Source organism: Rothia sp. QJM3NY_36 (genome assembly GCF_056173115.1).
Genome location: NZ_CM149658.1, coordinates 100,182 through 119,053, shown reverse-complemented (window position 1 = coordinate 119,053; position 18,872 = coordinate 100,182). Strand labels below are relative to the sequence as shown.

Genomic DNA, 18,872 nt, shown 5'->3' with positions numbered 1-18,872 from the left:
GCGGGACCGGACGCGGCGCGGCGGGTACACGGGGTCAGCGGCATGCGGTGATCTCCAGCAGCTTGGCGTCTCCCGCGCGGTAGACGGTGCGGGCGACCCCGGCCTGCTCGAGACCCTCCAGGCCGCGGTACCGATCGGAGTCCCCGTTGTTGACCTCCCGATCCCCGAAGTCCAGGACCCAGCGGGCGTCGGCCTCCTCCACCGCCCGGCACACGGCGGGGTCCTCGCGGGCTTCGCTCAGGGATTCGTCGATGGTCCGCTCGGCGGGGGTCGGCGTGTAGAGGGTGTGTTCGGCGGTGGTGCGCCGGTCGGCCAGGGCGTAGGCGAGGGCACCGCCGGTGAAGGGGTTGACGACGACGACGTCCTCCGCGGGCACCCAGCGATCCATGGCCTCCAGCACGTCCAGCTCGTCCGCGGAGACCAGGGCCGCCCCGGGGCCAGGGTAGTAGGTCCAGTAGGAGTTGTCCATCATCTGGGTGAGGGGCCGGGCGAACTGCGTCAGGGCGGTGACCAGGATCAGGCTGACCGCACCCAGTCCGAGACCGACCCGCCCGGCGGCCCGGGGCGAGCGGCGCGCCAGCACCTGCAGGGGGCGCCAGCGGGCGAGGTCCTCCGCGATCATCTGCACCCCGAGCACGGCCAGCGGGATCGCGGCCAGGGGCAGCAGCGCGGCCAGGCGGTACGGATCGTTGTACCAGACCCCGGTCACCCACATGCGATCCTGGTCCCACTGCAGGTAGCGCACGGCCACGTAGTAGTAGATGAGCACGCCGTAGGTCAGGGGCAGCCACCGGTTGGTGCGTGCCCGGAAGGCGGCGACGACGCCGAGCGCCGCCAAGATGCTCACGGTCCACTGGGCCCACACGAGGCTCAGCGGCGCGTTGAGCAGGGCCTCGCCGAAGGCCTGGCTGTCGCTGGTGGACGGGCCCCACGCGGCCGCGCTCTCCTGCGGGCGCACGACGCCCCACAGGTACCACACGAACCACAGCAGTCCCGCGATCAGCAGGACCTGCCCGAGCGCGGCCAGGGGACGGGTGGTTCCGGCGGCGGCGCGGCGGATCTGGCGCAGGGCGCGCAGCACGAGGATGGGAACGGCCATGACCAGCAGGGACATGACGGCGTTGGGGTGGGCCAGGGCGACGCCGAGGGCGGACGGCAGGCCCAGGAGCACGGCCTGGGCGGTGTCCAGTCGGCGGGCCTCCCCCAGGCGGAACAGCTCCAGGACGATTCCGAGGCCGGCCGGGATCAGGGCCAGGCCCAGGACGTTGGGGTAGAGCACCCCGAAGAAGATCAGCAGCAGGGGGAAGGCGCTGAATCCGGCCAGCAGGGGCGCGGAGCAGAGGACGGCGGGCAGCCCGAAGCGGCGCATGCTGCGCAGCAGGAAGAGCACGCTCAGCGGCCACACGAGGGCGCCGACCACGAGGATCATCGCGTTGGTGGCCGCGGGGATGGTGTCCCCTCCGGTCATGAACACGAGGGAGACGACGTCGTGCCAGGCCGCGGGGTAGAACGCGGGTGCCTCGTCCCCGGAGGTCATCGCGGTGAGGGTCATCGAGGAGGCGTCGCCGGTGTCCGCGATCCACCGCACGGCATTGAGGTGGAAGTTGTTGTCGAAGGTCTGGGAGAACCACTGGGGGCTGCCGACCGCATTGGTGAGCACCCGCAGCATGAGCCCGCCGGCCAGGACCAGGGCGACCCAGTATCGACCCTGTTCGCGGTCGAACCACCGGGACGCGGGCCGGCAGCTCCCGGCGGCAGCGGAGGCGGGGGTCTCGGCGGATCGGTCGGTGGGCCGGGGGGCGGGTCGATCGGCGAGGCCGGTGCGGGTCAGCAGCAGGTGCACGGCCCCCAGCACGAGGGCCAGGAGCAGTGCGCCCAGCAGGGGGATCCACAGCGCCCAGCGCAGACCGAGATGCGGTGCGACGATGGCGCTGACGGCGATCACGGCCACGGAGACGGCCGGGGACAGGGCCAGGGCGTCGAAGCCGCGCACCCGCACCGCCAGCGTCACGAGCAGCCCCGGGATCACCAGGATCGCGGCGCACAGGGCCAGGGAGGGGACGAGGCTCAGCCATGCCATGGGGTGCGGGCTCCGTTTCCGTGGGGTTCCTTCGGTGTGCCGACGGGTCTGCGCTGGGTGGGCGCGAGCCGCCGCTCGGGCGTCGTCCGTCGACGACGGCAGCCCCGGCGCAGAACCGGAGGGCCGGCCCGTCGTCGGCGGCACGGGGCTGGGACGCGCCCGAACACGACCGGGGGCTGCCGGGGCGCGGGACCCGTCCAGTGTAGCCCGGCCCGTCGGGCCGCCGCCGTTCCCTCGGGCGGGTGAGGCCGGAGGCGGCATCGGAGGCTGCGCGACGGGCGGGAACAGCACCCCGGACAAGGGTTGGCCTCCCCGCTCGGGTCGACCTCAGTCGCCGGAGGGTTCCCGCCGCAGGGGCAGGTGCTCGATGCCGGCTTCCTGGAAGGAGGGCCCGACCGGCAGGAAGCTGTAGCGGGCGTACCAGTCGCGCAGGTGGGCCTGGGCGTGCATCGTGAGCACCCGGCCGGGGTGGTCCGCGATGACCGCGCGCAGCAGCGCCCCGGCCAGTCCGCGCCCGCGGTGGGAGGCGCCGGTGGCGACCCGGCCGATGACGACCTCCTTGGTCTCCGGATCCCCGGCGAGGGTGCGCAGGGTGGCGACGGGCCGCCCCGTCTCATCGGCGATCCAGTAGCTGACGGCCTCCGGTTCCAGGTCCCGGCCGTCCAGCTCAGGCTCCGAGGTGATGCCCTGGCCCATCACGAAGACCTCGCAGCGCAGCTGCGCGAGACCATAGGCCAGCCGGGGGTCCAGGGTGAGCCAGTTCCCGCGGTGCACGGTCGGGGTGGTCTGGGTCTGCGGAGGGGTCTGCGGCATACCGGCACTCTACCGGCCCGCGGCAGAGGGCGGAGACAGCGCGGGAGCGGGAATGGGTTCCGGAGACGACGAAGGGGCGGGTCCTCCATCGGATCCGCCCCTTCGGGTGGTGTATCTCGGCGGCGACCTACTCTCCCACACACCTACCGGGTGCAGTACCATCGGCGCTCAGAGCCTTAACTACCGGGTTCGGAAAGGGACCGGGTGTCTCCCTCTGGCTATAACCACCGAAAACCTCGAGCTCGACGCCGCGGCGTCGGCAAGTCTCGTCGTTCTCGACGCTTCCCAGTCTAGGCCGTCCCGGCCGGACGGGCAACCCCGACGCCGGGCGGTTCCTCCGCAGCCCTTCCAGGTGCCGCGTCGGGACCTGCAGGCGCGCCCCGGGCATCCCGCGGGCACAAAAAAGGGTGGGGATCCCCGACCGGGGACCCCCACCACCATCAAAAAATGAATCTCGGCGGCGACCTACTCTCCCACACACCTACCGGGTGCAGTACCATCAGCGCTAAGAGCCTTAACTACCGGGTTCGGAAAGGGACCGGGTGTACCCCTCTTGCCATAACCACCGAGAAAAACACGGGCCAACCACCATCCAGGCACCCACCACCAACCCCACCCACCAGGGAAACACCCCCAAGGGTCACGGGTTCATGGTCAGCACCCCACACGGGTTGCTATCCCAAAACCATACAGTGAACACGAACACCAACACACGACCATCAAACAACCATGATCACCATGATGTGTAGATAAGTCTTCGGCCTATTAGTACCAGTCAACTCCACCAGTCTTCAGTCCCGGCTTCCATACCTGGCCTATCAACCCCGTCATCTACAGGGAGCCTCACACCCAACAAAAGGGCAAGGAGAACTCATCTCGAAGCAAGCTTCCCGCTTAGATGCTTTCAGCGGTTATCTCTCCCGAACGTAGCCAATCAGCCATGCACCTGGCGGTACAACTGACATACCAGAGGTTCGTCCGTCCCGGTCCTCTCGTACTAAGGACAGGCCTCCACAATTCTCCAACGCACGCAGCGGATAGGGACCGAACTGTCTCACGACGTTCTGAACCCAGCTCGCGTACCGCTTTAATGGGCGAACAGCCCAACCCTTGGGACCAACTCCAGCCCCAGGATGCGACGAGCCGACATCGAGGTGCCAAACCATGCCGTCGATATGGACTCTTGGGCAAGATCAGCCTGTTATCCCCGAGGTACCTTTTATCCGTTGAGCGACGGCCATTCCACAATGAACCGCCGGATCACTAGTCCCGACTTTCGTCCCTGCTCGACCTGCCAGTCTCACAGTCAAGCTCCCTTGTGCACTTACACTCAACACCTGATTGCCAACCAGGCTGAGGGAACCTTTGGGCGCCTCCGTTACTCTTTAGGAGGCAACCGCCCCAGTTAAACTACCCATCAGGCACTGTCCCTGACCCAGATCATGGGCCGAAGTTAGACATCCAATATGACCAGAGTGGTATTTCAACAACGACTCCACCACCACTAGCGTGATGACTTCACAGTCTCCCACCTATCCTACACAAGCCACACCGAACACCAATACCAAACTATAGTAAAGGTCACGGGGTCTTTCCGTCCTGCTGCGCGAAACGAGCATCTTTACTCGTACTGCAATTTCGCCGAGTTCATGGTTGAGACAGTAGGGAAGTCGTTACTCCATTCGTGCAGGTCGGAACTTACCCGACAAGGAATTTCGCTACCTTAGGATGGTTATAGTTACCACCGCCGTTTACTGGGGCTTAAATTCTCCGCTTCGACCCCGAAGGGCCTAACGAGTCCTCTTAACCTTCCAGCACCGGGCAGGAGTCAGTCCGTATACATCGTCTTGCGACTTCGCACGGACCTGTGTTTTTGATAAACAGTCGCTTCCCCCTGGTCTCTGCGACCCATACACGCTCCCCGGAGCAAGCCCGGTTCACGCTCAAGGTCCCCCTTCTCCCGAAGTTACGGGGGCATTTTGCCGAGTTCCTTAACCATGATTCTCTCGAACGCCTTAGTATTCTCTACCTGATCACCTGTGTCGGTTTAGGGTACGGGCAACTAGAACCTCACGCCGATGCTTTTCTCGACAGCATAGGATCACCGAATCCCCCCACCAAAGGGGGTCCCATCACATCTCAGGCACACGGGGCGCGCATTTAACAACACCCCACCCTACATGCTTAGACCACGACAACCACCGCGTGGCCCGGCTACCTTCCTGCGTCACACCTGTTAACACGCTTACCTCCCTGGCTCAGGCCCCACGCTCCCCACCAGAAGCCACACAAAATGCGGCCACAGTGGTTCGGGTGGTTAGTATCACCAGCTCAGTATGGACGGTCCTTCGTCGGTACGGGAATATCAACCCGTTATCCATCGACTACGCCTGACGGCCTCGCCTTAGGCCCCGACTAACCCAGGGAAGATTAGCTTGACCCTGGAACCCTTGATCATCCGGCGGATACGTTTCTCACGCATCATTCGCTACTCATGCCTGCATTCTCACTCGCATAGCCTCCACCACTCGTTCACACGGCAGCTTCACCGGCCACACGACGCTCCCCTACCCAACAACAAAACGCTGTTGCCACAACTTCGGCGGTGTACTTGAGCCCCGCTACATTGTCGGCGCAGAATCACTTGACCAGTGAGCTATTACGCACTCTTTCAAGGATGGCTGCTTCTAAGCCAACCTCCTGGTTGTCTCAGCAACTCCACATCCTTTCCCACTTAGCACACGCTTAGGGGCCTTAGTTGATGGTCTGGGCTGTTTCCCTCTCGACAATGAAGCTTATCCCCCACTGTCTCACTGCCACGCTAAAACTTACCGGCATTCGGAGTTTGGCAGACGTCAGTAACCCGATAAGGCCCATCAGCCAACCAGTAGCTCTACCTCCAGCAAGCAACACGCAACGCTGCACCTAAATGCATTTCGGGGAGAACCAGCTATCACAGAGTTTGATTGGCCTTTCACCCCTACCCACAGCTCATCCCCTCCATTTTCAACTGAAGTGGGTTCGGTCCTCCACGCGCTCTTACACACGCTTCAACCTGGCCATGGGTAGATCACTCCGCTTCGGGTCTAGATCCTGCCACTCACACGCCCTCTTCAGACTCGCTTTCGCTACGACTACCCCACACGGGTTAACCTCGCGACAGAACACTAACTCGCAGGCTCATTCTTCAAAAGGCACGCCATCACCCCAAAAGGCTCTGACGGCTTGTAGGCACACGGTTTCAGGTACTATTTCACTCCCCTCCCGGGGTACTTTTCACCATTCCCTCACGGTACTGATCCACTATCGGTCACAAGAAAGTATTTAGACTTACCAGGTGGTCCTGGCAGATTCACACGAGATTTCACGGGCCCCGTGCTACTCGGGAAACAACACCATGCAGCAGCCACGGTTTCAGCTACAGGACTCTCACCCTCTACGGCACGCCATCCCAGGCGCTTCGCCTACCGCAACACACCACACCACCAGCCGGTAAGAACTGGCACGCATCACTCCCACAACCCCCATGATGCAACCCCTCACCGGTATCACACACCACAGGTTTAGTCTCATCCGCTTTCGCTCGCCACTACTCACAGAATCATTAGTTATTTTCTCTTCCTGAGGGTACTGAGATGTTTCACTTCCCCTCGTTCCCTCCACACACCCTATACATTCAGGTGCAGGTCACCACCCTTGACAAGTGGCGGGGTTCCCCCATTCGGAAATCCTCGAATCAACGTCCTGTTATCGACTCCCCGAGGCTTATCGCAGATTCACACGTCCTTCATCGGCTTCTTGTGCCAAGGCATCCACCGTGCGCCCTAAACAACTTAGCCACACACAGATAATCACAGATACACTCAACAATCGCAGATACACCACACCCAGCAACCACCAGAAACCCAGCAGTCACCAGACACGGCATACCAGAATAAAATTGATGCTCGCGTCCACTATATAGTTCTCAAACAACAACCCACACCACCACCAACACCACACACAACGCATAGCACCAGCAGCAGCCAGGCAAACCCAAGACAACCACCCCAACCCACACCAGCAACAGGAAACCCATCACCAGCACGGGTCAGAAGCTCATTGCCTCAAAACCCAACAGCATGCTCCATCCACTCCACTCACCACACCACCAGCCACACAAGCCAGCAGCATGACAAGAACAGGCGCACATTCCACCCATGAGCAAACCCCACGCACCACACTCGGGCACGAACAGGGCCAACCAAAGTTGAGCTCCTTAGAAAGGAGGTGATCCAGCCGCACCTTCCGGTACGGCTACCTTGTTACGACTTAGTCCCAATCGCCAGTCCCACCTTCGACGACTCCCTCCACAAGGGTTAGGCCATCGGCTTCGGGTGTTACCAACTTTCGTGACTTGACGGGCGGTGTGTACAAGGCCCGGGAACGTATTCACCGCAGCGTTGCTGATCTGCGATTACTAGCGACTCCGACTTCATGGGGTCGAGTTGCAGACCCCAATCCGAACTGAGACCGGCTTTTTGGGATTAGCTCCACCTCACAGTATCGCAACCCATTGTACCGGCCATTGTAGCATGCGTGAAGCCCAAGACATAAGGGGCATGATGATTTGACGTCATCCCCACCTTCCTCCGAGTTGACCCCGGCAGTCTCCTATGAGTCCCCACCATCACGTGCTGGCAACATAGAACGAGGGTTGCGCTCGTTGCGGGACTTAACCCAACATCTCACGACACGAGCTGACGACAACCATGCACCACCTGTACACCAGCCCAAAAGGGAAGAACCATCTCTGGAACGATCCGGTGTATGTCAAGCCTTGGTAAGGTTCTTCGCGTTGCATCGAATTAATCCGCATGCTCCGCCGCTTGTGCGGGCCCCCGTCAATTCCTTTGAGTTTTAGCCTTGCGGCCGTACTCCCCAGGCGGGGCACTTAATGCGTTAGCTACGGCGCGGAAAACGTGGAATGTCCCCCACACCTAGTGCCCAACGTTTACGGCATGGACTACCAGGGTATCTAATCCTGTTCGCTCCCCATGCTTTCGCTCCTCAGCGTCAGTAACAGCCCAGTAACCTGCCTTCGCCATCGGTGTTCCTCCTGATATCTGCGCATTTCACCGCTACACCAGGAATTCCAGTTACCCCTACTGCACTCTAGCCTGCCCGTACCCACTGCACACCCGGAGTTAAGCCCCGGGCTTTCACAGCAGACGCGACAAGCCGCCTACGAGCTCTTTACGCCCAATAATTCCGGACAACGCTTGCGCCCTACGTATTACCGCGGCTGCTGGCACGTAGTTAGCCGGCGCTTCTTCTGCAGGTACCGTCACTTCCGCTTCTTCCCTGCTGAAAGAGGTTTACAACCCGAAGGCCGTCATCCCTCACGCGGCGTCGCTGCATCAGGCTTGCGCCCATTGTGCAATATTCCCCACTGCTGCCTCCCGTAGGAGTCTGGGCCGTGTCTCAGTCCCAGTGTGGCCGGTCACCCTCTCAGGCCGGCTACCCGTCGTCGCCTTGGTAGGCCATTACCCCACCAACCAGCTGATAGGCCGTGAGCCCATCTAAGACCAGTACATAACCCTTTCCACCACCAGCCCATGCGGGCAGTAGTCGCATCCGGTATTAGACCCAGTTTCCCAGGCTTATCCCAGAGTCAAAGGCAGGTCACTCACGTATTACTCACCCGTTCGCCACTCATCCACCCGGTGCAAGCACCAGGCTTCAGCGTTCGACTTGCATGTGTTAAGCACGCCGCCAGCGTTCGTCCTGAGCCAGGATCAAACTCTCCGTTGAAAAACAAAAAGCATGAACACTGGACTCATCAAAATAAATGAACAGCGCAACGCATCACCAGCCACGGGGTGGCCTCCACGCTGCACCAACACTCTGCATGATGACCACAGTCATTCACAAAAAATACTTGGTATGCACCATCAGAGTGAACAAAGCACACTATTGAGTTCTCAAACAACGAACCACACAGCCACCACCAGTCCCGAACACTCGGAACCAGAGACGACCATCGGTCTCTCGGAAAAACATCACCGTCTCGATCGGCAGCAACCTGTCCACCGTACCAGACCCTCACACCATCCCGCAAACCTGCGGATCCTCGGTGATGATCCGGCCGGTCAGGACCGGCCCGCCTCGCGGCGACCTGTAAGACTTTACAGACCCCCACCAGGCCACGCAAGCCGGAAGACAGTGAAGTGCGCCACCGCTGCCGAACCCCGGAATTCCGCGGATCCGCAGCGGTGTCATAGCTCAGGACACAGCCTACGGCGATGCCGGTCACTCGTCCAGGCCGGGGTGCGCACCGCTCGCCCGCGTGTGCCGCGCGGGGTCGCAGGCCCCGTTCCCCCCTGCGCTCACCGCCCACCCCAGGCGCCCGGTGCACCCCTCCCCGCTGCCACGACCCGCTGCGGCAGCGCCGCCGGGCGCGCGCGGGGTCGCCCCCCCGGAATAGCCCGACCGGGATCGGCCGTTGCACCCGTGCAGAACCGGCGTCCGCGCCCGTCGTCCCCGCGCCCCGATCTCGCGGACAACGCGGGAGCGGCCACCGCGATCGCTCACCGTCTCGAAAGAAGGCTCACCATGCTCCCCCTGTCCCTCATCGACTTCGCGACCGTCTACGACGGCGAGACCCCCGCGGACAGCTATGTCCGCTCCGTGGACATGGCCCAGCGCGCCGAGGCCCTGGGCTACTCGCGGATCTGGTACGCCGAGCACCACAACATGCCCAGCATCTCCTCCGCCGCCCCGGCCGTGCTGATCTCGCACATCGGAGCGCACACCCGCCGCATCCGGCTGGGCGCCGGCGGCGTCATGCTGCCCAACCACTCACCGCTGACCGTCGCCGAGCAGTTCGGCACCCTCGCGGAGCTGTACCCGGGCCGGATCGACCTGGGGCTGGGCCGGGCCCCCGGCACGGACATGCGCACCCTGCAGGCGCTGCGCCGGGACCCCCAGGACGCTGAGCGCTTCCCCAGCGACGTCGTCGAGCTGCAGGGGTACCTGTCCGGCTCCTCCCGCATCCCCGGGGTGGAGGCGATCCCCGGGCGCGGGACCAACGTTCCCCTGTACATCCTGGGCTCCTCCCTGTTCGGCGCGCAGCTGGCGGCCCGGCTGGGTCTGCCGTATTCCTTCGCCTCGCACTTCGCCCCCGCGGCCCTGGAGCAGGCCACCACGGTGTATCGGGAGACCTTCCAGCCCTCCGAGCACCTGGCCGAGCCGTACGTCATCGCCGCCGTGAACGTCACCGCCGCGGACACCGAGGAGGAGGCCGCCGAGCAGACCCGACTGGTCCGGCGCAACCGGGTCAAGGCCATGGTGGGCCGCGGCAGGGAGTTCACGGAGGAGGAGCTGGACCTGCTGGTGGATTCCCCCGCCGGGCACCAGATCATCGACATGCTGCGCTTCACCGCCCAGGGCACCGGGGATCAGGTGCGGGAGTACCTGGAGCGCTTCACCGCCCAGGCGCAGGCCGACGAGCTGATGGTGTCCCTGCAGTCCCCGACCACCGAGCAGTCCCGCCGCTCCATGGAGATCCTCGCCCAGGCGTGGGGGCTGCCCGCCGAGAACGACGACGCCGCCGCGTCCGCCTGATCCGGCCCGCCGACCCGCGCGGGACTCCGTACGACACCTCGCGATCCGGCATCGCGCCGGTCTGCGATCCGGATCACGAAAAGTCGCGTTCAGGTCTTCCCCTCGCGGGCCCACGGTGGGACACTGGAAGCGGTTGATCAACCGGACCGATTCCACCGGCAGACGGGAGAGCACATGATCGCTGACCCCGCAGAAGAGCACGCGCGGGCCCGCTGAGGCCCCGGACCGCTTCGACCCCGCTGAGCTGACAGCACACCGCCCAGGGCATCCCGTACGGCGAGACACAGCACGGAAGGCACCGGCCCGGACCCCGCGGATTCCGCACCGCAGCGAAGCGAGGCTCCCCGGTCACCGCGATGAGGGCGAGACCCCATCGAGGACCCGGGGAGGCCTCCCTTCCACCGCTCACAGGAGACGGACTCGCTGATGAGTCCCCTCCTCATCTGGCGCCATGCCGACCCCAACCGCCCCACCACCCGCGATCCCCGGCTCCCCGAGCCGCACGCACCGCCCGCCCTCCGTGACGACGGCGGCAGCCACCCGGATCCGACGGGAGGGCCGACGGGTCGGCATGGGTGCGTCCGGGGGTGCACCGCAGGTGCCGCCCGGTGCCCGCCATCGGGCGGCACCGCTGGGGACGGGCCCGGATAGGCTCGGTCCATGACCGACGCCCCGCAGCATGTCCGCCCCTGGCAGATCGTCACCGCGCCCGCGGGCTCCTTCCGCACGGTGCGCGAGGACGGCGTCGTGCGGGCCCGGGGCATCCGGTACGCCGAGGCCCAGCGCTTCGCCGCTCCCACACCCTTCGCCTACCCGCAGACCAGTCCGCAGCATCCCTTCCCCGCGGACATTCCCGCCCCGGCCTGCCCCCAGCGCCACCAGGACACCGATGAGCGGCTGATCGCCCTCGGCTTCGACGAGCACTGCCAGCGGCTGAGCATCACCCGGCCGGAGGATGGGCGCACGGACCTGCCGGTGCTGCTGTGGATCCACGGCGGCTCCTACACCGGCGGCGCCGGGGACCTCCCGCACTACGATCCGCGCTGGCTGGTGCGGGAGCAGGGCGTGATCGTGGTCAGCGTGACCTACCGGCTGGGGCTGTTCGGCTACCTCGGCGACGCCGGCTCCCGCGAAGCCAACGCCGGGCTGCTGGATCAGCTCGAGGCCCTGCGCTGGACGCACCGGAACATCGCGGCCTTCGGCGGGGACCCGGGCAACATCACCGTGGCCGGGCAGTCGGCGGGCGGGCACGCCGCCTGGGACCTGTTGCTGGCCGCGGACGCGCAGGGCCCCGCGACCCGGATGATCCGCCGGGCGATCGTGCAGTCCGCGCCCCTGGGGATCGTGCACGGGCGGACCCAGCGGGTCTGGGAGGCCCTGGCCCCCTCCGCCGAGCAGACCGAGCGGATGCTCGCGGAGGCCCCGGAGCAGATCGTCGCCCGGGAATCCGGGATCAACCGGCTGGCCCTGCGCCGGGGAGCCGCGAAGTTCATGCCCTTCTCCACCCGCTACGGCGCGGACCCCCTGCCGCCCGAGGAGCGGCTGGAGGAGGGATGGCGCCGCGCGGCCGAGGCCGTGGACCTGCTGATCGGGACGACGGCGCGGGAGGTCGGCCTGTTCACCGGGATCCTGCCGCCCCTGCAGCGCCTGGGACGCACCCGCTGGGGCTCGCGCGGCGTCGTCGAACCCCTGGTGCGGGCCCTGACCCGGCGCATCTACGCCAAGGACGCCCGCCGCTGGGCACGCCGGTTCCGCGACGCCGGGGGCCGGGTGGGGCTGTACCGCTTCGAGTTCGGGCGCCCCGGGCATCCCCTGGCCTGCTGCCATCTGGCCGAGCTGCCGCTGCTCTTCCCGCACCCCGCCTGGCGCACCGGGCAGGAGGAGGCCGGGGCCGGGGTGACCGGGCCGCAGCTGATGGACTCCTACGATCCCGACACCCTGGAGCGGGCCGGCCGGGAGCTGCGAGCGCGGTGGGGCGCCGTCCTGCACGGGGCGGACCCGGGCGAGCTGACCGGGATCCCCGGGGTCCTGCGGATGCTGCCGGTGGGCGGGCGCCGGGGCTAGGTTGGGAGGCGAACCGCCTTCGAGAGGAGAACCCCGTGCCGAAGACCGACGGGAACGACCGCGCCCGCGCCGAGGAGCTGCCGAAGACCCTGCAGCGCTCGGACCGCAAGGCCCAGGACACCTACGCGCAGACCTACGACTCCGCGATGGAGGAGTACGACGACGCCGAGCGGGCCGCCCGCACGGCGTGGGCCCAGCTGAAGCACACCCACGAGAAGGTCGGGGACCGCTGGGAGCAGAAGGAGCAGTACGGGGACTCGGACGATCGGGCCGCCTCCGCCGGACGCGACGAGGGCGAGACCGCCGGCGGGGTCAACGCCCGGGCCTCCAAGGAGCACCTGTACGAGCAGGCGCAGCGGCTGGGCATCGAGGGCCGCTCCGAGATGACCAAGGACGAGCTCATCGAGGCCCTGGAGAAGGAGAGTCGGCGCCGAACCTCCGGCAGCTGAGGCGGCCGACGCGGCATCCGGGACCGGCTACTCCGGGGCCACCGTGACGACCTGGACCCCCGCGGCCCGAAAGGCCTCCAGGTGGCTCGGGCGGGCCGCCGCCCCCGTGACCAGCACCGAGACGTCCTCGATCCGCCCGAAGCGGTGCACCGAGCTGCGCTCCAGCTTCTCCGGGGAGACCAGCAGGATGCTGCGCCCCGCGGTCTCCAAGCACGCCCGCTTCAGGCGCGCGTCCTCGGCCTCCGTGGCGGTGAGCCCGTGCCCGGGGGCGGCCGAACAGGCGCCGAGCACCGCGACGTCGGCCCGGAAATCCCGCACCGCCTCCACCGCCTGCGCACCCCGGAAGCACAGCGCCACCGGGCGCACCGGACCGCCCGGCACCACGACGTCGGCCCCGGGACGGGCCGCCAGCTCCCCCGCGGCGCGCAGGGACAGAGCCAGGGCCTGGATCGGACGCCCGGCCAGCCGTGCGGCGAGCGCGGCGCAGGTGGTGCCGTCATCCACGATCACCGCCTCCCCGTCCCCGATCAGCTCGGCCGCGGCCCGCGCCATCGCGGCCTTGAGCCCCGGATCCTCCTCCGCCCGCTCGGCGTAGGGGCGGGGGACGCCGTGGGCAGTGCCGCGCCGGGCCCCGCCGTGGGTGCGCACCAGCTAGCTGTCCTGACCGGGGACGTTGGTCAATCGTGAGAACGGCGGCTGGTTGCCACAGGCCGTGTGGGGCCGGTGCTGGTTGTAGTAGTGCAGCCACCCGTCCAGCTCACCTCGGCGTTCGGCTTCGGAGGTGTAGCAGCGGGCGTAGGCCCAGCCGTCTGCCAAGGTCCGGTGGAACCTCTCGATTTTTCCGTTGGTCTGCGGCCGATACGGACGGGTGCGCTTGTGTGTGATGCCCAACTCTTGGCAGGTGTCTCGCCACAGGTGTGACCGGTAGGCGCCGCCGTTGTCCGACAGGACGCGCTCGACGGTGATGCCGCGGGCGTTGAACCACTCGACAGCCCGCACCAGGACCGCGGTGGCGGTGATCGCGGTTTCGTCGTCGTGGATCTCGGCGTAGGCGACGCGGGAGTGGTCGTCGATGACGGTGTGGACGTAGGCCCTGCCCATCAACGGGTCGTAGTGCTTGTTCTTCGGCTTGCCCGGGGTTGTCGCGCGGTTCTTCTCGCCTTGGCGGCGTCCGACGTAGCACCAGCCGCCGCCGTCGGGAATGTTGCCGAGCTTCTTCACATCGACGTGCAGCATCGCGCCGGGATGGTCGTGCTCGTAGCGGCGGACCGGCTCGCCGGTGGCGCGGTCGACGTGGGACAGCCGGTTCAGGTGCGCGTCGACCAGGATGCGGTGGACCGTGGACGGGGCGATGCCGAGTCGACAGGCCAACTGGACTGGCCCCTCGCGAAGGCGCAGTCGCAGGTTGATGCAGCGCCGGGTGGTCTGCGGGCTGGTCCGGTTGGGCGAGTAGCGGGGTCTGGATGATCGGTCCTGCATGGACTCGCCCTGGCGGTAGCGATCGGCCCAGCGCTTCACAGTCGGCCAAGAGACCTGGAAACGGGCGGCGAACTCACTGATCGGCCACCCGTGGTCAACCACGAGTTGGGCGACCTTGAGGCGATGGCGGGGTGTCAGCGCAGCGTTCTGGTGAGTCATTCATGGCCTCATTCTTAGAGTGGTTGCCTCGCGGGTACATGGGCGAGTTATGTGCGCTGGCTCATGCCGGTTCTGCCGCTGACCTTTCAATGCGTGTGGTGGCGCAGGCCACTCCGCCCAGCACGACAAGCAGCCCCGCCCATTGGATGGGGGAAGGCCGCTGACCGAACATGGCCCAGGCCCACAACATCGTGACGGGGGCTGTCAGGTAGAGCAGGGTGCTGGTTGCGGTGGCCCCCACGTGGCGCAGGCACCAGGTGAAGGTGGCATAGCCGCCCAGGCCTGACAGGAGAACGAGCCAGATGAGCGCCAGCACCAACCGTCCGGAGACGGGAACGCGGAAGCTCCCATCGGCGAGCGCGCAGAGCATGAAGAATCCAGCCGCCACACAGACTTGAATGGTCAGGCTGAGCATGACCGGCATTGCCGGTTGCCACACGCGCTCCAGGAGCGCAGCCGTGGACAGGCCGAGCAGGCTTGCCACCACCAGGCCGACACTGGCCACGCCGGCCGCGCTGATCCCACCAACGCTGAGGGTCACACCGGCAAGCGCCACACCAAGACCAGCCCACTGGCGAATGCTGACGGAATCAGAGAAGACCAGTCGCCCCACGGCGGTGACCAGCAAGGGCTGCAGTGCGCACACCAGGGCAGACAGCCCGGCATCTAGCCCGTGGTGGGCGGCAAGGAACACCCCGCCGAGGAATACGACATGCGACAGCAGCGACAAGGCAACCTGTCGCAACAGATCACCGCGTCCCACGTCGACCACCGCTCGGCGGGTCGAGGACGTCACCATAGAGACGACAAGGAGCACTGCCGCGGTCACCAGGTAGCGCCAAGCCAGTAGCCCCCAGACTCCCACCGCCGTCTGGTCGGCCAAGGACGCGCCCACGAAACCAGAGCTCCACGTCATCACGAATGCTGCAGCCAAGATCCATCGCATCGCAACAGGTAACCATACCGGTCGGTATACTGTCAGTCTATCCGCATCCGAGCCAGGAGCAACCATGGACATGGATCTCGAACCCTTCGCTCCAGTGAGCACCACCCCGGCGGGCCACCGGATCCTCGACGCCGCGACATGGCTCTTCCGGGAACAGGGCATCACCGCCACGGGCGTCGACAGCATCGCCGAGCGTGCCAGCACGACCAAGCGAACCCTCTACCAGCGCTTCGACTCCAAGGACCATCTCGTCGCCTGCTACCTGCAACAACGCGCCCATAACTGGCAGGGCGAACTCGTGACCGCACTGCAGCAAGCCAGCCTCGCAGAAGGCCTCGACATCGTCTACGACCACACCATCCGGTGGGCCGGAGACACACTCCGCGGCTGCGCCTTCGCCAACGCCTGGGCCGAAATCGGGGCCAGTGACCACCAGGCCACAAGGATCATTCTGAACGAGAAGAACTGGATGTTGGCACTCTTCACGATCCTGGCCGAAGGCAACCACCGCATGGCCGGTCTACTCCACCTACTCCACGAAGGTGCCCAGGTCACCGCATCCATCCACCAGGACCCCACAGTCTTCACTGAGGCTCGCACCGCATCCCACCACCTGCTGGCCAGCCGGTCATGAGCTCGACCGGCAACCGTCGAGCTCCGGGGCGCGCTTCTCGATCAACGTGTCCGGTTAGTACAGCTGTGATCATCCAACCACTTACCGTGATCGCATCGCGCGGCCGCGAGGCCGCGCCCCGCCATCGATCCCCTCGGAGGAGACCCATGCCCCGCATCGACCACACCGCGATCTGCGTCCGGGACCTGGAGGCCGCCCGCGGCTTCTGGCAGACCTACTTCGGCGCCACCGCCGACGCCGGCTACCACAACCCCCGCACCGGGCTGCGCACCCACTTCCTCACCTTCCAGGACGGCACCCGTCTGGAGATCATGACCCGTCCGGAGCTCACCGACGGCGCAGGGCACACGGCCTTCGGCTGGAACCACCTGGCCCTGTCCCTGGGCTCCGAGCAGGCCGTGGACGAGCTGACCCACCGGCTGCGCGCCGACGGCTACGAGATCCTCGACGGCCCGCGCACGACCGGGGACGGCTACTACGAGACCGCCTTCCTGGATGCGGAGGGCAACCGCATCGAGATCACCGTCTGACCCCGCCGCCGCGCCGTCATACTCGCGCGCCTGCCCGCCTCCGATCTCCGGCGGAGCTACACTGAGCGCGCCGAGACGCGCCGCACCGCCCGCCCCGGCTCCACCCATCACTTCGGGACCGGGCTTCCGCACGGAGGCGCCGTCCCGCCGCACCATCGGAGGATGACGTATGGTCGCGATCATCGTCGCAGCGCACGGGGAGACGGCCCCGGCGCTGCTGAAGACCTCCGGCATGATCCTCGGAGAGATCGAGGGCGTCACCCCCGTGACGTTCCTGCCCGGCCAGGGCCCCGAGGACCTGCTGGAGGCCTACGCAGCCGCCGTCGGCCCGGAGGAGGACGTGCTGCTGCTCGTCGACCTCTTCGGCGGCAGCCCCTACAACGCCGGAGCCCGCTTCGTCGCCGAACGCGAGCACGCCGACGTCGTCACCGGCGTCAACGTGCCCATGCTCCTGGAGGTCCTACCCGCCGCCAAGCGGCCCACCGCCACCGTGGAGAAGCTCGTGGCCAAGGCCGTGAAGGCCGGATCCCGCGGGGTCCGCAGCTTCAAGGAGACCATGGCCCCGGCCCAGAAGACTCCGGCCCAGCAGGCCCCGGCCGCCGGCTCGACTCCCGCCGCGGGTGCCGAGCAGACGAGCCCGGACGGGCAGGCCTCCACCGACGCCGCCGCCCGCTCCGCCCTGACCCCGCCCGGCGCCACCGCCGCCCCGGAGGGCCAGGCCACCGCCGCCCCGGCCGCAGCGGGTCAGGCCCCGCAGGCGGCCCCGACCGGCGCCGTCGTCCCCCTGGAGGAGATCCCCCGGGACCCCGAACGCCACATGGACGTCGCGTTCCTGCGCATCGACTCCCGCCTGATCCACGGGCAGGTCGCCAACAACTGGGTCAACGACATCGCCCCCAAGACCCTGATCGCCGCCTCCGACGCCGCCGCCCAGGACACCCTGCGCAAGACCCTGCTGCTGCAGGTCGGGCCCGCCTCGGTGCGCACCAACGTGCTCACCGTGGAGCGCACCGTGCGCGTGTACTGGAACCCCGACTACGCCGGGATGCGCACCATGATCGTCGTGGAATCCCCGATGGACGCGCTGCGGCTGCTGCGCGAAGGCGTGCGCGTCAAGGAAGTCAACGTCGGCGGGGTCACCTACCGCAAGGGCATGACCCAGGTCTCCGAAGCCGTGTCCGTGGACGACGAGCACGTCGCCGCCTACCGCGCCATCCACGAACTCGGCGTCCCCCTCACCCTGCAGCAGGTGCCCAGCAGCTCCCGTCAGGACATGATGGCCACCCTGAAGGAGAAAGGCATGCTCCGATGACCCCCGTCCAATTCGTCCTGGTCGTGCTCGTCGCGCTGATCGCCGGCATGGCCTCGGTGCTCGACGAGCGCCAGTTCCACCGCCCCATCGTCACCTGCACCCTCATGGGCCTGGTCCTCGGGGACCTGCAGACCGGCATCGTCCTGGGCGGCTCCCTCGAGCTGATCGCCCTGGGCTGGATGAACGTCGGCGCCGCCATGGCCCCCGACGCCGCCCTCGCCGGGACCGTCGCCTCCGCCGTCGTGATCCTCGGCCACCAATCCGTGGGCGAGGGCATCGCGATCGCCGTGCCCCTGGCCGCGGCCGGGCAGGTGCTCACCATCTTCGTGCGCACCATCGCCGTGTTCTTCCAACATCAAGCCGACCGCTTCGCCGAACAGGCCAACTTCCGCGGCATCGAGCTGATGCACTTCTCCGCGCTGCTGCTGCAGGGCCTGCGCGTGGCGATCCCCACCGCCGCCGTCGCCGCGGTAGCCGGGACCAGCATCGTCGAGCAGTGGCTGAACGCGATCCCCGACGTCGTCACCACCGGCCTGCAGATCGCCGGCGGGTTCATCGTCGTCGTCGGGTACGCGATGGTCATCAACATGATGAAGGCCCGCTCGCTCATGCCGTTCTTCTTCCTCGGCTTCGTGCTGGCCGCCTTCATCCCGGACTTCAACCTCGTGGGTCTGGGCATCATCGGCGCCTGCCTGGCCGTCGTCTACGTGCAGCTGAACCCCGTCTTCCACGACCGCATCCAGGCCCCCGCACCCGCCGCGGCGAGCACCGGCCCGCGCCTGGACAACGAGCTCGAGTAGG

At 66.6% G+C, this 18,872-nt stretch carries 12 protein-coding genes and 4 rRNA genes; 7 read left to right on the top strand and 9 right to left on the bottom strand.

The genetic code is table 11. From position 1 onward, the window contains the following. Nucleotides 1-34: 34 nt before the first annotated feature. The 6 genes from AC0VXQ_RS00580 to AC0VXQ_RS00555 form a co-directional block, all read right to left on the bottom strand. The gene (locus AC0VXQ_RS00580; RefSeq protein ID WP_475528732.1) at nt 35-2,080 is read right to left on the bottom strand and encodes a DUF6541 family protein; all 2,046 of its coding nucleotides are present in this window, start codon (nt 2,078-2,080) and stop codon (nt 35-37) included. A gap of 327 nt (nt 2,081-2,407) precedes the next feature. Then, nucleotides 2,408-2,893, bottom strand: a complete 486-nt coding sequence (locus AC0VXQ_RS00575) for a GNAT family N-acetyltransferase (RefSeq protein ID WP_475528730.1) — start codon at nt 2,891-2,893, stop codon at nt 2,408-2,410. Nucleotides 2,894-3,007: 114 nt separating this feature from the next. Next, nucleotides 3,008-3,125, bottom strand: a 5S ribosomal RNA gene (gene rrf / locus AC0VXQ_RS00570). A 220-nt stretch (nt 3,126-3,345) separates the two neighbouring features. Further along, a 5S ribosomal RNA gene (gene rrf / locus AC0VXQ_RS00565) occupies nt 3,346-3,463 on the bottom strand. Nucleotides 3,464-3,638: 175 nt separating this feature from the next. Continuing rightward, nucleotides 3,639-6,732: ribosomal RNA gene (locus AC0VXQ_RS00560) — 23S ribosomal RNA — on the bottom strand. Between the two features lie 423 nt (nt 6,733-7,155). Beyond that, nucleotides 7,156-8,686 (bottom strand): 16S ribosomal RNA (locus tag AC0VXQ_RS00555). The 16S, 23S and 5S rRNA genes sit together here, the layout of an rRNA operon. 801 nt (nt 8,687-9,487) lie before the next feature. On the opposite strand from AC0VXQ_RS00555, the gene AC0VXQ_RS00550 reads away from it, so the two are divergent. The 3 genes from AC0VXQ_RS00550 to AC0VXQ_RS00540 all read left to right on the top strand — a co-directional run bounded on the left by AC0VXQ_RS00550 (nt 9,488) and on the right by AC0VXQ_RS00540 (nt 13,011). Further along, entirely contained in the window at nt 9,488-10,498 is a 1,011-nt protein-coding gene (locus AC0VXQ_RS00550; RefSeq protein ID WP_058730994.1) for an LLM class flavin-dependent oxidoreductase, read from the top strand. A 660-nt stretch (nt 10,499-11,158) separates the two neighbouring features. After that, nucleotides 11,159-12,562, top strand: coding sequence for a carboxylesterase family protein (locus tag AC0VXQ_RS00545; RefSeq protein WP_061225092.1), 1,404 nt, complete (start codon nt 11,159-11,161; stop codon nt 12,560-12,562). A gap of 35 nt (nt 12,563-12,597) precedes the next feature. Continuing rightward, the gene (locus AC0VXQ_RS00540; protein WP_058730992.1) at nt 12,598-13,011 is read left to right on the top strand and encodes a ChaB family protein; all 414 of its coding nucleotides are present in this window, start codon (nt 12,598-12,600) and stop codon (nt 13,009-13,011) included. A gap of 27 nt (nt 13,012-13,038) precedes the next feature. Here AC0VXQ_RS00540 and AC0VXQ_RS00535 read toward each other — a convergent pair whose 3' ends face one another. From AC0VXQ_RS00535 to AC0VXQ_RS00525, 3 genes are all read right to left on the bottom strand, one after another. Next, a complete protein-coding gene (locus tag AC0VXQ_RS00535) occupies nt 13,039-13,659 on the bottom strand; it encodes a DeoR/GlpR family DNA-binding transcription regulator (protein ID WP_058730991.1) in 621 nt (206 codons plus the stop codon). Nucleotides 13,660-13,662: 3 nt separating this feature from the next. Then, nucleotides 13,663-14,649 (bottom strand): IS481 family transposase, encoded by a 987-nt coding sequence (locus AC0VXQ_RS00530; RefSeq protein WP_058730990.1) that lies wholly within the window; start codon nt 14,647-14,649, stop codon nt 13,663-13,665. Nucleotides 14,650-14,710: 61 nt separating this feature from the next. After that, complete coding sequence (locus tag AC0VXQ_RS00525; RefSeq protein WP_196826278.1) at nt 14,711-15,583, bottom strand: DMT family transporter; 873 nt, start codon at nt 15,581-15,583, stop codon at nt 14,711-14,713. 76 nt (nt 15,584-15,659) lie between these two features. Here AC0VXQ_RS00525 and AC0VXQ_RS00520 point away from each other — a divergent pair, with 76 nt between their 5' ends. The 4 genes from AC0VXQ_RS00520 to AC0VXQ_RS00505 all read left to right on the top strand — a co-directional run bounded on the left by AC0VXQ_RS00520 (nt 15,660) and on the right by AC0VXQ_RS00505 (nt 18,871). Further along, nucleotides 15,660-16,229 (top strand): TetR/AcrR family transcriptional regulator, encoded by a 570-nt coding sequence (locus AC0VXQ_RS00520; protein ID WP_058730988.1) that lies wholly within the window; start codon nt 15,660-15,662, stop codon nt 16,227-16,229. A 146-nt stretch (nt 16,230-16,375) separates the two neighbouring features. Next, entirely contained in the window at nt 16,376-16,759 is a 384-nt protein-coding gene (locus tag AC0VXQ_RS00515) for a VOC family protein (RefSeq protein ID WP_058730987.1), read from the top strand. A gap of 169 nt (nt 16,760-16,928) precedes the next feature. Then, on the top strand, nt 16,929-18,071 hold the full coding sequence (locus tag AC0VXQ_RS00510) for a mannose/fructose/sorbose PTS transporter subunit IIA (protein ID WP_058730986.1): 1,143 nt from the start codon (nt 16,929-16,931) through the stop codon (nt 18,069-18,071). Further along, nucleotides 18,068-18,871, top strand: coding sequence for a PTS mannose/fructose/sorbose transporter subunit IIC (locus AC0VXQ_RS00505; protein WP_058730985.1), 804 nt, complete (start codon nt 18,068-18,070; stop codon nt 18,869-18,871). Before AC0VXQ_RS00510 ends, AC0VXQ_RS00505 begins: the two co-directional genes overlap by 4 nt. The last annotated feature ends 1 nt before the right edge of the window (nt 18,872 follow it).

Bases quoted from the DNA above. Each gene is read 5' to 3' on its own strand.
- AC0VXQ_RS00575 (WP_475528730.1), bottom strand. From the start codon at position 2,893: ATGCCGCAGACCCCTCCGCAGACCCAGACCACCCCGACCGTGCACCGC.
- AC0VXQ_RS00545 (WP_061225092.1), top strand. From the start codon at position 11,159: ATGACCGACGCCCCGCAGCATGTCCGCCCCTGGCAGATCGTCACCGCG.
- AC0VXQ_RS00505 (WP_058730985.1), top strand. From the start codon at position 18,068: ATGACCCCCGTCCAATTCGTCCTGGTCGTGCTCGTCGCGCTGATCGCC.
- AC0VXQ_RS00530 (WP_058730990.1), bottom strand. From the start codon at position 14,649: ATGACTCACCAGAACGCTGCGCTGACACCCCGCCATCGCCTCAAGGTC.
- AC0VXQ_RS00550 (WP_058730994.1), top strand. From the start codon at position 9,488: ATGCTCCCCCTGTCCCTCATCGACTTCGCGACCGTCTACGACGGCGAG.
- AC0VXQ_RS00510 (WP_058730986.1), top strand. From the start codon at position 16,929: ATGGTCGCGATCATCGTCGCAGCGCACGGGGAGACGGCCCCGGCGCTG.
- AC0VXQ_RS00580 (WP_475528732.1), bottom strand. From the start codon at position 2,080: ATGGCATGGCTGAGCCTCGTCCCCTCCCTGGCCCTGTGCGCCGCGATC.
- AC0VXQ_RS00520 (WP_058730988.1), top strand. From the start codon at position 15,660: ATGGACATGGATCTCGAACCCTTCGCTCCAGTGAGCACCACCCCGGCG.
- AC0VXQ_RS00515 (WP_058730987.1), top strand. From the start codon at position 16,376: ATGCCCCGCATCGACCACACCGCGATCTGCGTCCGGGACCTGGAGGCC.